This window comes from Serratia sp. Ag1, from assembly GCF_000743355.1.
Classification (GTDB): Bacteria; Pseudomonadota; Gammaproteobacteria; order Enterobacterales; family Enterobacteriaceae; genus Chania.
In genome coordinates this window covers 157,281-172,899 of the sequence record NZ_JQEI01000011.1, presented here as the reverse complement: position 1 = coordinate 172,899, position 15,619 = coordinate 157,281, and the positions used below count along the sequence as shown (strand labels likewise).

At 46.0% G+C, this 15,619-nt stretch carries 11 protein-coding genes and 1 tRNA gene; 7 read left to right on the top strand and 5 right to left on the bottom strand.

Going from position 1 to position 15,619, the window contains the following annotated elements:
* Positions 1 to 3: 3 nt before the first annotated feature.
* Entirely contained in the window at positions 4 to 1,695 is a 1,692-nt protein-coding gene (gene dauA, locus IV04_RS07120) for a C4-dicarboxylic acid transporter DauA (RefSeq protein WP_037398765.1), read from the bottom strand.
* Positions 1,696 to 2,094: 399 nt separating this feature from the next.
* On the opposite strand from dauA, the gene IV04_RS07115 reads away from it, so the two are divergent.
* Entirely contained in the window at positions 2,095 to 2,484 is a 390-nt protein-coding gene (locus IV04_RS07115) for a VOC family protein (RefSeq protein WP_037399948.1), read from the top strand.
* A gap of 224 nt (positions 2,485 to 2,708) precedes the next feature.
* Here the strand turns inward: IV04_RS07115 and IV04_RS07110 are convergent, their stop codons facing one another.
* A complete protein-coding gene (locus IV04_RS07110) occupies positions 2,709 to 3,152 on the bottom strand; it encodes an NUDIX hydrolase (RefSeq protein ID WP_037398768.1) in 444 nt (147 codons plus the stop codon).
* Positions 3,153 to 3,345: 193 nt separating this feature from the next.
* Between IV04_RS07110 and IV04_RS07105 the strand changes: the two genes are divergently transcribed.
* Entirely contained in the window at positions 3,346 to 3,975 is a 630-nt protein-coding gene (locus IV04_RS07105) for a LysE family translocator (protein ID WP_037399951.1), read from the top strand.
* Positions 3,976 to 4,303: 328 nt separating this feature from the next.
* Positions 4,304 to 4,696 (top strand): VOC family protein, encoded by a 393-nt coding sequence (locus tag IV04_RS07100; protein ID WP_037398771.1) that lies wholly within the window; start codon positions 4,304 to 4,306, stop codon positions 4,694 to 4,696.
* 340 nt (positions 4,697 to 5,036) lie between these two features.
* On the opposite strand, the gene IV04_RS25095 is transcribed toward IV04_RS07100, so the two are convergent.
* From IV04_RS25095 to IV04_RS07090, 3 genes are all read right to left on the bottom strand, one after another.
* Positions 5,037 to 5,606 carry a hypothetical protein gene (locus tag IV04_RS25095; protein WP_037398775.1) on the bottom strand — a complete coding sequence of 190 codons (570 nt, stop codon included), beginning with the start codon at positions 5,604 to 5,606 and terminating at the stop codon, positions 5,037 to 5,039.
* A gap of 143 nt (positions 5,607 to 5,749) precedes the next feature.
* A complete protein-coding gene (locus tag IV04_RS07095) occupies positions 5,750 to 8,461 on the bottom strand; it encodes an AAA domain-containing protein (protein WP_037398777.1) in 2,712 nt (903 codons plus the stop codon).
* Positions 8,462 to 9,131: 670 nt separating this feature from the next.
* Positions 9,132 to 9,221: transfer RNA gene (locus IV04_RS07090), tRNA-Ser, on the bottom strand.
* A gap of 618 nt (positions 9,222 to 9,839) precedes the next feature.
* Between IV04_RS07090 and IV04_RS26015 the strand changes: the two genes are divergently transcribed.
* The 4 genes from IV04_RS26015 (at position 9,840) to IV04_RS07075 (ending at position 15,589) form a co-directional block, all read left to right on the top strand.
* Entirely contained in the window at positions 9,840 to 10,223 is a 384-nt protein-coding gene (locus IV04_RS26015) for a hypothetical protein (protein ID WP_152562829.1), read from the top strand.
* Between the two features lie 506 nt (positions 10,224 to 10,729).
* The gene (locus IV04_RS07085; RefSeq protein WP_051916711.1) at positions 10,730 to 11,317 is read left to right on the top strand and encodes a LuxR family transcriptional regulator; all 588 of its coding nucleotides are present in this window, start codon (positions 10,730 to 10,732) and stop codon (positions 11,315 to 11,317) included.
* A 583-nt stretch (positions 11,318 to 11,900) separates the two neighbouring features.
* Positions 11,901 to 12,338 carry a hypothetical protein gene (locus IV04_RS07080; protein WP_037398779.1) on the top strand — a complete coding sequence of 146 codons (438 nt, stop codon included), beginning with the start codon at positions 11,901 to 11,903 and terminating at the stop codon, positions 12,336 to 12,338.
* Positions 12,339 to 13,030: 692 nt separating this feature from the next.
* A complete protein-coding gene (locus IV04_RS07075) occupies positions 13,031 to 15,589 on the top strand; it encodes a filamentous hemagglutinin N-terminal domain-containing protein (protein WP_051916709.1) in 2,559 nt (852 codons plus the stop codon).
* The last annotated feature ends 30 nt before the right edge of the window (positions 15,590 to 15,619 follow it).

Here is a 15,619-nt window from a genome sequence, read left to right as displayed (position 1 = left end):
TGTTTATTGCGTGGCAAGTGCGGCCAGCGCTTCTGGCAGCGTAGGGTAGAAATGCAATTTCCCTTCGATGGGTTGCATACGCGCGCGCGCCAGCGTTTTCAACGGTTGGAAGGGAATGTCGGTAATGACCAACTGTTTACCAGTATGTAAGGTGTCGATATAGCGTTGCAGAGCGTGCAACCCACCGGCATCAAGCACCGGCACCGCATCCCATTGCAGCACCACGGTATGATAATTCTCGCTGCGCGACAGTAATTCGCTAAAGATACGTTCGGCAGCGGCGAAGAACAGTGGCCCGTTGACGCGCATCACCAGAATGCCATTTTCTGCACTCAGCTCACTCAAACGCGTCATGCGCGCAATGCGGCGCATAAACAGCAGCGAAGCGAGCACGATACCGACGGTAATGGCGATCACCATATCGAACATCACCGTCAAGGACATACACAACAACATCACCAGAATGTCGTCTTTCGGTGCCCGGCGCAGCAGATAAATCACCTTGTGCGCCTCACTCATGTTCCACGCCACTATCAGTAGCAATGCGGCCATCGCAGCCAGCGGCAGATAAGACAGCCAAGGTGCCAGCACCAATAAAGCCAGCAAAACCAGCAAGGAGTGAATGATGGCCGAGATTGGCGACGTTGCCCCGGCACGCACGTTGGCGGCGGAACGGGCAATTGCCGCCGTAGCGGTAATACCGCCAAAGAACGGTGCAATAATGTTGCCTGCCCCCTGACCAATCAGTTCGGTGTTGGAATGGTGTTTTTTGCCGGTCATGCCATCCAGCACTACTGCGCATAAAAGTGATTCGATAGCCCCGAGCATCGCCATCGAGAACGCCGCAGGTAGCAGCGCGGAAAGTAGATGCCAACTCAGTTCGATCTGCTTGCCGCCGCTGGCGGGGAGATCCCAGGGTAAGACCCACTGCGGCAGAATCGGCGGGATCCCCTGGCCCTGGCTACCATCGGCCAGTTGGAAGCTGAAACGGGAACCAATGGTGGCGACCTGATGATCAAACAGGGTCAATATCGCCATGATCGCGGTGCCTGCCAGCAAAGCGGGCAGGTGACCGGGTATCCGCAACCCCAATCGGGGCCAGAGAACCAGAATCAGCAGAGTGACAACGCCGATCAGCGTATCACCAAAGTCCAGGCTGGGCAGCGCGTGCAGCAGCGCAGAGACTTTGCCGACGTAATTCTCCGGTACTTCGGCCAAGGCGAGCCCAAAGAAATCCTTCACCTGCATGGTGGCAATCGTAATCGCAATCCCGGAGGTGAAACCGAGCGTGACCGACAGCGGAATATATTCGATCAACCGCCCGAGGCGTGCCAACCCCATCAGCAGCAGGAACAGGCCAGAAATCATGGTGGCAATCAACAGGCCAGAAAGCCCGAACTGCTGCGAAACCGGGTATAAAATAACGACAAAAGCGGCGGTAGGGCCAGAGACGCTAAAGCGTGAGCCACCGCTGACGGCAATGACGATGCCAGCAATTGCGGAAGTATAAAGCCCGTATTGTGGCGGAACGCCGCTGGCAATCGCCAGTGCCATTGCCAGCGGAATGGCGATAATACCGACGGTTACCCCGGCAATCGCATCTTTCAGCAGGCGTTGAAGTGAGTAGGGTTCCCGCCAACAGGCGTCAATTAGCGCGCTAAAAGGGCGAATACCGTTAATTTCGTGAGTTTTCATCTAAGTTGCAAACCAAATCTAGGAAAGAGAAAGGAATGGCGGGCCAGATGAGGTCCGTCTCGAATAACTGAGAGATACCATACCTCTTTCTGCGGATAGATACCTAGATTTGTATCAAAACAGAGATTATCACGGCGATTGACAACCCGCTTGGGCCGCGAGTTATCTCCCCAAGGAGAGGGGATAAGTGAAGGTTTTACCGCTTAATGCATGTTTGGCCCGGATAAGCCGAGAAAGTGAGCTAGAGGGGAGGCGGTGACATTCGGTTGCTGCCTACAAGCAACTCGAATTATTTTGGGTATAGCACTGACATAATCACCTGTTCTTATGCCAAATCAAACATCACCCGGTGATTGAATGTTTTACTGCATACTCTTCTTTGCTGACAGGAGTATAAAAGTGATTGATCACACCGGATTCAGCGTCACCAATCTTGAAGACAGTAAACTGTTTTACACACGTGTTCTGGCACGCCTTGGGCATATCGTACGGCTTGAAATCCCGAATAAAGCGGTAGGTTTTGGTCCTGCAAAACCCGATGACGGGTCAGATCCGGGAGGTGCGTTCTGGATCACTCAGGGGACGCCCGCCACGCCCCGGACGCATCTTGCCTTCAGTGCAAAAAACAAAAAGGAAGTGAACGCATTCCACTCTACCGCCCTCCAGGCCGGTGGAAAAGATAATGGTGCGCCTAGATACAGGCCTCAGTATCACCACGGATATTACGCCGCGTTTATCCTTGATCCTGACGGGTACAATATTGAGGCGGTTTACCACGAAACACGATAATGACTAGCGGCTCGGAAGTCTCTGGACTCCCCTTGGCTATGCATCTTTTATAAAATAACATTTCTATTTGGGTGTGAATAAAAAGTGTAAGCCAATTGATGAGCGTAGTATTACATAACACTACGAGGGAAAGCCTTATATCATTTACTTGTATTAGCTCAGACTACTGTGTGCCAGTAGAGGGCACCGAGGTCATTTGAATAAATTCGATGCAGGGGAGCTAATTAAATTTTTTCAATTATGTCAATGATCAAATCGAGTGGAAAGATTATTTCATTGGTATGTCTCAGTTCTTCAATTGTCCACCAGTGGTGCTCTCGAATGACTTTCTTTTCGTTGCTAGTCCATCTCGAACGGTCAATATCTGATTTATCAGTATTAATAATAAAGAAACGTTCTTCGGCAAGAACAGTCTCACCACTTGGTAGCATCATTTTAAAGTTTCTGGATGCTATCTGCGGTCCTGCTGTTGTTCTTGTTAGCCCCGTCTCTTCAAATAATTCGCGCAAAGCCGCCTGCTCGTAAGATTCATTGTGTTCAAGTCCCCCACCTGGAGTTGCCCAGTATGCATTTCCACTCAACGCATCATCTTTATGGCAGAAACTAAAGAGCAAGACGTGATTTTCAGGTGAAAGAACTATTAGCCGAGATGCTGGTCGAGTACGCACAAAGCCCCCTATATATAAAATGTTAACTTCAACTCTCGCTCATAGCAGGCCTGACGACCTATCAGACTGTTCACTTTGTGCCATAACGGATGTTTTGCCAACGTCCCCATGATCCAAATAGGCGATGGGCGTGGAAATTCTTGCGAGAGTCGTTATAACATGGGGAAAGAGCAACCCTATCGTAGAGAAAAACATGGCACTTTCGCACGAATTAATTCTTATTTATACCACTTACGTTGTCGCAACTGCCAGCCCTGGGCCAAGTAACATGGCCATTATGGGTACGGCAATGAAAAAGGGCCGTGGTGCCGCATTGGCGCTGGCTGGTGGTGTTATTAGTGGTTCTATGTTGTGGGCCCTGCTGGCAGCTTGCGGTGTACTAACCGTGCTGGCGACTTTCGCACAATTACTGTTTGTTTTAAAAATCGGTGGCGGTTTGTATCTGTTATGGTTGGCATTTAAATCCGGTAGGTCCGTACTGTATCGCTCTGATGCCCCCGAATTTAAGGCCAGTGATGAGAGAGTCGCGTATGGCAGGTTGTTCCGTCAGGGAATACTGATGCACGTTGGCAACCCCAAAGCTATCCTCACTTGGGTGGCTATCATGTCCGTTGCGCTCAAACCGGGCCTGGCAGCCTCTATTTTGCCCATGATTATGCTCGGTTGTGCAGCTATTTGCGTGGTGGTGTTCTGCGGCTATGCATTGTTGTTTTCTACCGCCGTCATGAGCGCGTTTTATCGTCGAATTTGCCGTGGGCTTGATGCGCTATTAGCGTGCTGCTTCGCGATTGCGGGCCTAAAACTTGTATTGAGTCGTAATTGAGGATGATGACTTTTTTCTTCTTTTGGGGAATATTGGCAACCTAAGCTGATGACCTTGATTGGTAGGTTGGGCTAACCGGAGTTGATGGTAAAGTCAGGGCGGAAGTGGACATTACAAACTCATGGGGGTACTAATCAACGGGGAACCAGTCCCTTAAGTTATTAATCTCTCTATAACTCATTCATTTTATCGCCCTATTAGATCAAAACTATTGTTACATATGTGCCATAGTGGGTCATGGCAAATGTCATGTTGCCATATGCTTTGCAGGTTGTTTATCAAAGATAATTTAGAGTATATTTCCGATAAAAAATCAGGGAGCTGCGCTATGAAGATAATTAAGATTGATCACATACACGTATACGTCGAAGACGTTAAGCAGGCAGAACACTGGTATAACGAGGTTCTTGGTTTCTCCCGTGATAACTCGTTGTACTTCTGGTTTGAACAGGGAGGACCATTGGTCATAAGAAATAACGGAGCATCGCTTTCCCTGTTTCGAAGAGAATATCAGCACCCTGGCCATACAATAGCTTTCAGCATTGGGGCATCAGCATTCATCGAGTTGATACCGATCCTCAGGGATAAAAAAATCTCTTTCACCGTCAGTGACCATGATGTGTCGATGTCCGTATATTTTAACGATCTTAGTAACAACAGGATTGAAGTTACGACTTACGAATACCTTCATGCAAAGCAGATATTAGAGAGTATTATATAGCGGCACCTCTATCGTTATAATCGAATTGCAACAGCACTATAGATGGTAAATACAACTGAGTATGTCAGGCAGGTATATCGTGCAGACGCGAAAAGATAACTTCCGCTTTTCGCTCATGGCGGTATACAGTCATACAGAGCCAGTTTAGAACTACCACTGTGCGCTTAATGATCTAATTACGTTTGTTTTGCATGCATTTATTGCTCAATAAACATTCATGAGTTCGCCCTGCGTTATAGGGCCGCTATGAGCGAGGAGCTGACTTTGGCTATCATTTATTTTCACAGGCGCAAAAAAAGATGGCGGCCTAAGCGATTGTAATATCTCCAGGTTGTTTCATTTAAATATAAATAAATTCGTATTTCACAATGTAAGTTCCAATTTTATTTACACGAGCTGTTACCCAGACTCCTGTCATTCCTTGCTTTCGATGGCTGCGCAGAAATTCTTTGTTTGTACAAAGCTGTATCCATCTGGTGGTGTTCTGATCTTTTAACCAGATACCTGCTTCACAATGCCCATGCTTACCTCTCGATGGCCCTGGAAAGACAACCTCATATTCAGATTCATAGCCAATTATTTTGTCTGGGAAGAGATAAACATAGACATCGTAACAGTTTAAGCTCAATACAAATCCCAGGCAAAAACCGCCAAGAAATGCATTACAAAGATACTTTAATGTTTTGTTAAAAGTGCGAAGATAAAAAGCGTGTATAAAAGAGAAGCTTCCAATCAATGCACCAAAAGAAATATACGTTATCCATTCAGGCACCGATTTTTGTAAAATGGTATTATGGGAGATACTTGATGCCCACAACATATACCAGAACCATCCGCCCATAATGATGTATATCACGACTGTAATGGACCATTTCTTATATTTACTTTCGAAATAATAACTTTTATTCATGATTATATTTTTGTATGTATCAAAAGATGATAATAATCTTGCCGTGCACGGCTATTTTAACCTATTAGTCTAAGCATGCCATCTGTTTCGACTTGATTTTTAAATGTCCATTTCTGGCCGGGTCTGGACAGATCAATCCCGCCTTATACGCCAGGCGTCGGGCTGGCCCACTGGGCGATAAAATTGCCGATTCTTTCCGTGATACGGCTCTCGACCGTACGCAGGCGCAGAATGGGAATGCTACTTTTCGCTAGGATGCCATTCTTTAAGGCGTCCCGCGCCGCTTGGTCGGGCCGGTCGTGAGAGCCGCCATCGACCTCAATCACTCCCACCGGGATTTTGCCTACCTTGAAATAGATCACGAAATCGCAACTGGCGCGTACCATGAAGGCCTGTTCGCGGTCTGTCCAATCCGGGTTACTCGGTGATGCGACCTGATCCAGCTTGATCTGTGCGTGGTACATCAACGACTGGCACGCCGGGGCGGACAGCGCCTCGCGCAGCAGTTGCGCCACTATCTGCTCGGACTTGTAGCGTGAGTCTTCACGTTGCAAGCGGGCGTCCAAGCGCGCCAAAGATAGGTCAAACTCTCGATACAGCAAGTCAAATGCCGATACTACGGGAGCACGCACGATCTGCTCCTCTTGCGCGTAGTAACTAACATAGCGCATCAGGGCTGCGATGTGGCCGTTGTTGCCGGTGAACACGTCGTCGCCCGTCACCAGGGTGAAACGGTGCTTGGCCCGCGACACCGCGACATTGATCATGCGTGGGTCATCGACGAAATCCAGGCGTGTACGCTCTTGGTTGTAGCGCTTCTTGTCCAACACGGTGGAAAAAACGATCTCGTCGCACTCTCGGCCCTGGAACTTGTGCACGGTGTCCCTGACGAAATCCGCTGGCAGATGCTTGCCGGAAAGGTTGACCTGTGCCCGAAACGGTGCAATGAAACCGCGACCGTCATCGTCCAGTGCGACCGGCTCACCCTCGTCGTTGAGCAGTTTGAGCAGAGAGTCCAACTCTCGCAGGTTGGTGTTCTGGCGGGTATGGTTGCCTTTGGCGGTCACGATCAGGCGCAGTGGAGCTTCGCCTTTGTCCTCCGTCATGGGTACCAGCGCGTTGTCGTAGAACTGCTGGTTGCAAAATTGGATGATTCTGGGATGGCAGCGGTAATGTTCTTTCAGCAGAGTTCTCGGCAGCGCATCCTTGAACACACTTATGCACGAATCGAGCAGGCTGTAGCGCTCGCAATCGTAGGCCTCGGCGGGGGCCTGCAGGCCCAGTGCCACGGGTATGTGCGCTAACTGGCGGTTGTCACCGACGACGACCAGATTCCTCGCGCAACCCAGCGCTAAAATGCCCGGCACGATGTCCTGCTGCGAGGCCTCGTCGATGATCACGTAATCGAGGATTGCTCCTGGCGCGATCGAATTGACGATGGAGTGCGTGCCGCTGCCTAGGATGGGAAAGCGCTGAACGAAGGCGTCGAACTGTTGACGGTACGTTTTGGCATCGAAGCTGTTCGACGGCGGCGCTTGGTGTTGTAACTGCTGCTTCAGATGACGCATCGATGCCGTTTTCAATTCATCTAGCAAGGCTGTGAAATTTCCGCGTGCCAGCGATTCGCGGCACGCCTGCAACTCTACTTCCCTGTCTTGCAACGCCTTGTCGTAATAGTGCATCTGCAGGGCGTGAAAGATGGAAAGGCGCGCATCGCCTTGACCGAAGGGCTTGGTGCGGAAAATCCTGAAGTTGAACAGCAGCTCGATGCGATCCTTGAGGCGGATGCGCTGCTCACCTAGATGGGTCAGGTAGGCCATCAGGTCCGCGGTTTTGCGCGGAGACAGTCCGTACCTGTCTAGCGAACTGGCAGCCTGTATGCCGCTGTCGGCCTGCCACTGCTGCAAGTAGCGTCGCTCGATGGTTAGCTCATCGATCTCGACCTGCAGTTGCGCCGCCCGATTGTGGTCGTGCAAGTGCTGCCTCAAGCGGGCCAGCAAAGCTTGAATCTCGTCCAGCGTTGGAGCCGGGTTGGGTTCGCTCGATGGCCAAGGCGGCAGGTCAGCGAAGAAGTCCTTGCGGTTGTCCTGGTTGCCTAGTTTGGCTATCAGGTGGCCCAGGCCGCATTTCTCAAGTTTCTCGTAGACGTTCTCCACCGCCGCATTATTGTTGGACAGTATTGCCACTGTCTGCCCACGCAGCAGGATATTGGCGAGGATGTTGAGGATGGTCTGGGTCTTGCCTGTTCCCGGCGGGCCCTCGATCACGCTAACCTGCGCGAGGAAGGCTTGCTCGACTGCGGCGAACTGGCTCTCGTTTAGCCCGAACGGATAGATCAACCCCTGGCCCGGCGTCAGGGTGCCGTTACGCCCCGTACAATAGGCCTGCAAGGCGGTGTCGGCGCTGGGGGACAGTTTCTCCAACTGGCGCACGACATTGGCGGCGGTCTCACGGTCAGTCTTCGACTCGGCGTGCTCTTGTCGGGCATTCGCTACGACCGAGAAATAGTGAAAGACTGGCGCGTCCTTCATCGCTGTCGGCGTGGCAAAACCGATGCTGTCCATTTTGTAAACATAAGGCTTGTTGGCGTCCGGATAGTGCACGACGGCATATCGCTCGCCGTAGATCGTAGCTTTGGCAATGGGTGTGACGATTGTGCTACCGGGTTTGGTTAGCAACATTTCACCCAACTCGCGGGTGGGAGAAACACAACAGTCGCTGAGCGGGCGCGTGTAAGTTTTCTTGGAGGGGTAGTAGCAGGTTAGTTGCAGGGCTTCGTACTTGTCGCTCCAGTAAATCGCCCAGCCGCTAATCTTCGTGGTCTTGTCCTCACCACCCATCTGGATCGAAACCATACACTCCCTATTTGTATATGTACGGCATTCAGCTGTGCCTCACGGCGAACATCGGATGTCGTTAATTCTCTAATAATGATCATCTTGCCATCATTGCGTGTAGGACCGATAGCCGGTTTATGCGGTTGGTCATCTGCCAGTCTTTCGGCGCTTGTTTAAGGAGATGGCTTTGTTTTCCATTCTATATGTTCGCTTCACACACTTAACCGACTTTCAGGATTGAGTGACCAATCTTGTGAGGGATTAGGTCAACACGTAGGCTGTAAGAATATCTCTTTTGGGGAATATAAAAGCAAGAAAGCCTGAACTTTCGCTCAGGCTTTCTCTTCAAATTTGGCGGTGAGGTCGGGCTTGATTCGCTGTGCTCACCCTGCGGGCGGCCTTTGGCCGTCCAAAATGGCAGGCCATTTTGTCGAACCCTGTCGAGGGTTCTCGCCCCTCTCTTTTGGGGAATATAAAAGCAAGAAAGCCTGAACTTTCGCTCAGGCTTTCTCTTTAAATTTGGCGGTGAGGTCGGGCTTGATTCGCTGTGCTCACCCTGCGGGCGGCCTTTGGCCGTCCAAAATGGCAGGCCATTTTGTCGAACCCTGTCGAGGGTTCTCGCCCCTCTCTTTTGGGGAATATAAAAGCAAGAAAGCCTGAACTTTCGCTCAGGCTTTCTCTTTAAATTTGGCGGTGAGAGAGGGGTTCGAACCCTCGATACACTTTCGCGTATACACACTTTCCAGGCGTGCTCCTTCAGCCACTCAGACACCTCACCGTTTTTTTTGTTGCTTGTTACTTAGTGCAACGGGGCGTAACTATAGGGAGACTCAGTGAGCCGGTCAAGAATATTTTCGTGGTTTTGATTTGGATGGTTAAGGCGTATCCGCTTTGCTGCAAAGTGCAGCAAAACAAGTTTGGGTAAATACCGCTTTCTCCAGAGTTAGCTACTGCATACCTTGTTTACTAAAATAAGCGTCGTGCATTCCACTTTTTGCTCAAATTATCACCGATGTATGGCGAAGTATTGTCAAATACTGAATGTTGAAATGTAACAAGCTGTTAATTTTTATGGGTGAATTGATTTTAAATTGTTTATTTTTTTCATAAAAAAACACAATATTCAAACATTATAAAAATTTTTTTGTAGAGTTTTGTAAAAAAAACACCGCATTTAAAGCGGGGAATAATCCTAAAGAAAGTAAAGTTTATGATCGTATAATCCAAGCTGACCATCTATCTTGTTGTATAATGCTAACCATTACCATTAATTTGGTCATTAACTCTGCTTTTTTATTTCAATTCAGGTCAATCAATTTTGTCCTCACATCATTGCCATATTAAATGTTATCGAGTAACTTTCTCCTCATTCTTTTTCTGGCAGGTATAACGGTAAATGCGCCACTATTTCTGGACAAAATCATGCAAAACACCCGTTCATCGGAAATTTCTGGTTGAATGTGAACGTTTTGTAAATAACAAAGCTGTCACTTGGGCTAACATCTTGTTTCAATTGTTTTTTCCTTTAAGTTTATCTTTTACTCCTGCTATGGCGTCTGTTTCCAATCTTAGAACCATCAATGGTTATATTCTGGGTGCTAACATTAAGACGGTAGCAAGAAAGTACGGTATATCCGGCGATGGACTTAAAAGAATCAATAGTTATCTGACCTCCTTCAAACTCTCTGCCATATCAACGGCTAGAGATGAAAGAAATACCTCGCGTCAACAACCTCCGCCTTTGATAGACAATCAATCCGCTACTTCCAGTAAACGTTAATATCGCAGCCAAATAGAGATGAGCAGGCAGTACAGTTCTGCCCTTCGCTAGAGGGGTATATAGCTATTATACGATTATAGTACTGGTTTTTGATTTTTTTGGCATAACCCTGGGTTCGGTGATGGTGATATCAGCATGTTGATCTTTACTCTGTAAGAAATAAGATAATGGGTCATTAAAAAATCCTAAAATTGTGTATGTAATAATGAAAACCTTTATTTTATCTTAAATGTTATTAGAGTATTGCTATAGTTTCTTGGTCAATGGCATGTATAAATAATCTTGCGCTTTTATGTATGGTCATAGCAGCGGTAGTCATAAAGGAAAGCCTGCAAAAAATGAGAGTCATGTATTAACAGGCTATGTAGATAGAGTAATAGTCATGTAGGTTCATTGGTATATTAAGTCGTGTCGAATCTTATGTTCAGCCGCATATGGATAATAATATCTTTTTTATGGGAAGAAGTGAACACCTGCAGGAAAGTAATTTATAAGGAAATATAAAGATGTTAAATATAATTATTGCAAGTGATAATAATTATTACTTACATGGACTTAATCGTCTAATTGAACAATATGAAGAAAACTATGCACTCATAGACGATGCATCACTTTCGCACAGTATCGACAAGGCAAATATTATCTTTTCTGACCTTATGGTTACCGTAAATATATTCGATAAAACAAGATGTTGCGAAAAACGGCACTATGTAAAAGGCAACAAACTGACAGTACATATTCCTTTTAAGAATCAAGATGCCTGTCTTACAGAAATAGCGCTAAAAATGAAACGTATCTTGCATATTGCAAAATTGAATTATCATCCAATGAAAGATCTTGATATTTATAAAGATTTCGGTCTGAAAAAACATCTGCAGCCTTCAACGACAGAAAGTAAAATTATGTTTCTGGTGGGCGAGGGGCATAACATTCAAGACATATCTAAGATCATGAACCGTTCAGAGCTGACCGTGGGTAATCATTGCCGAAGCATTACTAAGAAAATGGGAGGAGTAAATAGGGTTGAGTTTTATAAATGTGCCTTAATGATGGCGAATTTTGCTAGTAAAGAGAGGCTTCTTCTTTGTTTATAAAGGTTATAGAGTATCCTCTTATCATTATAACTTACAGTGATCTATCTCAGCGTTTACTCCCACCTCGTTATGCCGCTATTTCATCATTATCGGGGTCAGATGGCCCAGAATTAAGTGTTTACGGCGGCGGTTGTAAAACACGTTGTTTACACTTATCGCTTGTTCTCTGCTAAAGAGAACTACCGTTTTGCTTGAAAATCCAGACAGATCTTTCATGCTATAAATAAGCTGGATTTTCGGTGGTTGATTTAAAGGAAATGCGATCGTTAAATCAAGGTAAAAGCACGATTAAAATAATAATTAGGAAAATAAATCATTGCTAAATCCTAAAGATTATCCATAAATCAAAAATAACTTTATTTTTCTTAGCAGGCATTGGATTATATAAAAAGATTATGGATGGTGATCGAAAAATAAACTAAGGGTCACAAAAAGAGTTTATTGAATAAATCGTGATGCACTGAAAAGTTGTTGCATCACGTTGGCCCCTATTGAGGTTTTTTGTGCGCCAATACCAGTAGAAGCAAGCCGTGGTTTTATGCTGGGCAGGATATTAGGTATATAAAACAGGGAGTAAGGCTCAATGGTGAATACCAGAAGGGATTTTTTTTGCAAGCTTATCGATATCTTTTTTCAAAAGATCGAAAGTGCAACGGTACTTTGCAAGTTATACGGCAACCTTCATGCAAAATTGGGTTACCGGTTTACCTCATTGCGGTATCAAGAAAAAAACGACATGCAGTGTATCACTACATGTTCTGAAATCGATATCCGCTCTTTGGAGAAATCTCCAAATCAGATGTTGAACCCGCAACCTGTTAAAACCAGCAGTATTTCTGATCCTCCCCATCATATTGAATTGACGAACGAGCGGCCTTGGATATATAGCAACCTGTTTTTTCAGGGCTGCCGTATTCGCAGTGACTATTTCCTGATAGTTATGTTGGCTGCAACGGAGTTGCGTTGTACATTTTTCCCTGTGCTGGAAAAGATGCCACTTAAGCATTTAAACAAGATCTGAATTGCATTATGCAAGAGTTCCCTAAAACCAAAGAAATGGATAGCCGTTTACCGAAAGGGGCTTAGTGAAACCAGTAATGTGTTGGTCGTGATATCCGTTTAGTTATGTCAGCGATCGGCTAATAATTTTAGTCTTTTTAAGATGTGCACGCAGAGCCAACCTGTCTCTATTAGAGGCATTGTGCTGTGTGGACCGAAAATATGTGCTAAACCGTTTACGGATACGTTCATATACGCATAATGCCGCCAGGAATTTGTTGTGCTTTACACATATGGCCATTGTCCATCGGTTTACAGCAGATAACGATTTCAATCTCCGCTTAGGAATTACTGGCTAATTATTCTGCTAGGAATTCTTCTGATGTTGAAGACCGTATGGCGGCTGATGTTTAGACTCCGTGTGGAATCTGGAGCCATGTATAGCTATGCCACTATTGTCTGATTAAATCTCAGCTCTTGAGTCTTATAACGGAAGCTGAGTTGGAAAAGTAACAGCAATAAAACTGAATCACCGCAGCGGAATGTTTGCTTCGGAGCATGCCATTGCGCTTGTTGCAATGAGGAAAACCGACGTCATTCTTTGCTTACCAATAAGAATCAAAAAAGCAAAGTATATACCAAACACTGAATCGGGCTCACAAGCCGATTTTTAAGTGTAACCAATAAGTAGTAAGACTCTCATTAGAGGTAAAAATGGAAATTAAGCAACAAAAACGTGGATTAGTAAAACTCAGCCCTATTGCGGCATCAATCCTGCTCTCTTTGCCGATGGTAGCGCATGCTGATGTCAGTTTGAAAAATGGCACTGCAAATATTGTTGGCGGTGTACCGGTTGTTAATATCAACCAAGCCAATGCGAATGGCATTTCCCACAATATCTACGACAAGTTGGATGTTGGTAAAGAAGGCCTGATTTTCAACAATAGCCAAAATGGGGCGAGCACTCATTTGGCGGGTCAGATTGGTGGTAACAGCAACCTGGCGTCGGGCAGTGCAAAAATCATCCTAAATGAAGTTCAGTCCAGAAACAGAAGTAATCTGAACGGTTTTATGGAAGTGGCTGGTGACAAAGCTCAGTTGATCGTCGCTAACCCGTCTGGCATCACCTGTAATAGTTGTGGATTTATTAACACGGACAAAGTGACGCTGACCACGGGTACGCCGGATATGCAAAACGGCCAGCTAAAAGGTTTCTCTGTCAACGGTGGCGACATCAAGGTCGAGAGCCAGTTGTTGAATGACTCACCTACTGCGATCCTGACACGTTCAGCGGTGATTAATGGCACTGTGAATGCGTCTGGTCAGGATCTGGCTGTCGTAGTCGGTAATAACTACGTAGATACGAACAATCAGGTTACAGGCAGCGTCAGTGCCACGGGTTCAAGAGGTTGGTACAGCTTAGACGTTGCTAAACTTGGTGGTATGTACGCGGGTAAAATTTCTCTGGTCAGTACCGAAAATGGTGTTGGTGTTAGAAATAACGGCGTATTGGCTGCCGGTGGTGGTATCCAGATCGATACCAAAGGGCGCTTAATCAACACCAATGCTAAAATCATGTCGTCGGATGTTATCAGCATGAAACTGGCTGGTGATATCGATAACGTCACTGGTCAGATCATTAGTGATAAATCTATTTATATCGACACTAATAAAAATACGATCAACAACTCTCGTGCCGGCAATATTATGTCTGGCGGAGATATTGCGATCAGCAGCGGTGATTTTAATAACACCAACGGTAAAGCGGCAGCAACCGGTGTACTGAGCATCAATACTAACGGCAGAACCCTGACTAACTCTGGTAAAGGTAAAACGGTCGGTCTAGAAGCCGGAGTTGTACTTTTGGAAACAGGGCATCTTAATAACAGAAATGGCCAAATCAAAGGCTACTATATTGGTACCAAATCTTCGGCTGTTAACAATAACAATGCCACTATTGATGCCTACCAAAATGTGGACATGACGAGTAACGGTTATGTTGATAACACGGGGGGGCGAATTCGCTCAGCAACAGGTCAAGTAAGCATTGATGCCACCAAAGGAACGCTGTGGAATAACCAGACCAAGTCTGCTGATACTGCAAGTGAGGACTCTCTGGGCATCATTGCTGGAGAAGGTGGCATTAAAATCTCGTCCGGTTGGTTAGATAATAACGGGCAGATAATCTCTTCTGGCAACATCGGTATTCTGAGTAATTCCCATATTCACAATGGCAGTGGGAAAATTCAGTCTCTTAAAGAGATCTCAATTCAGTCTAATAGTCTGAACAACGGCACTGGCGCTATTGTTGCCAAGGGTGACATTAATGTTGAAGCGACCAAAGGGGCTATCGAAAACCGCATCGGTGCTTTCTCTTCTGAAGAAGGAACACTGAACCTGAAGGGGCAGCGCATCTACAACCATGGTGGCATGATGTTAGGTAAAAACATCAATATCAATGCTACTGGCGAAGTTAATAATGATGTGGCTTTAATGGTTGCAAGTGAGAACTTAACAATCAACACGTTAGGTAACGTGACCAACAATAACACCAACAATTTCGGTAGAGATTTTGGCCTCTATTTGGGTATGGCTAATCAGCAAGGTGGGATTATCGGCAAAGGTTCTGTAGATATTACTGCCAATAATATTTACAACAACAACAGCCGCATTATCGCTGAAGCCGGATCATTAGGTTTGGCTGCAACCAGAACGCTGTCAAATGAGAGAAGCCTGCTGATCTCTAAAACAGGTACATCTCTTAAGGCTGAGTCACTGAACAATAACTATTCAACTATCCATTCCGGTGGAAATCTGAATATTGATGCCAAGTCACTGAGTAACTATAGCTCTGGTCAAATTATCGACAACAATGCCACAGGTATTATCTCTTCTGATAAAGATCTGACATTGAATGTCACCAATAATTTTACCAACTACGGTTTCATCTCTGGAAAAAATAACGTTTCGTTAACTTCTAATGGAGCGATTTATAACCGGAACACCATCTTCTCTGAAAATGAAGTAGAGGTTAATGCTAAAGCTGGCGTCACCAACTACAGCAACTTGGTCGCTAATAATAAGCTGACGGTAACATCAACAGGTGAAGTTTATAACTCTGGTAACATGTTTACTGAAGGCACTGCCAGCATCACCGGCAAAAGCGTTCAAAACACAAATACTGGTTTTTTAGGTGCTCGTAATGGATTGGCATTGAATGCTGGTAAGGTTACGAACAGAGGTAAATTAATTGGTTCGGATGTTGCTTTCTAATTAAATCATAAAATAAAAGCAGCAGAGATG

What these genes read in the sequence shown, in the direction of transcription:
- IV04_RS25095 (WP_037398775.1), bottom strand. Translation starts at nt 5,606, where the DNA reads ATGAATAAAAGTTATTATTTCGAAAGTAAATATAAGAAATGGTCCATT.
- IV04_RS07105 (WP_037399951.1), top strand. Translation starts at nt 3,346, where the DNA reads ATGGCACTTTCGCACGAATTAATTCTTATTTATACCACTTACGTTGTC.
- IV04_RS07075 (WP_051916709.1), top strand. Translation starts at nt 13,031, where the DNA reads ATGGAAATTAAGCAACAAAAACGTGGATTAGTAAAACTCAGCCCTATT.
- IV04_RS07080 (WP_037398779.1), top strand. Translation starts at nt 11,901, where the DNA reads ATGGTGAATACCAGAAGGGATTTTTTTTGCAAGCTTATCGATATCTTT.
- IV04_RS07085 (WP_051916711.1), top strand. Translation starts at nt 10,730, where the DNA reads ATGTTAAATATAATTATTGCAAGTGATAATAATTATTACTTACATGGA.
- IV04_RS07095 (WP_037398777.1), bottom strand. Translation starts at nt 8,461, where the DNA reads ATGGTTTCGATCCAGATGGGTGGTGAGGACAAGACCACGAAGATTAGC.
- IV04_RS07100 (WP_037398771.1), top strand. Translation starts at nt 4,304, where the DNA reads ATGAAGATAATTAAGATTGATCACATACACGTATACGTCGAAGACGTT.
- dauA (WP_037398765.1), bottom strand. Translation starts at nt 1,695, where the DNA reads ATGAAAACTCACGAAATTAACGGTATTCGCCCTTTTAGCGCGCTAATT.
- IV04_RS26015 (WP_152562829.1), top strand. Translation starts at nt 9,840, where the DNA reads ATGCGCCACTATTTCTGGACAAAATCATGCAAAACACCCGTTCATCGG.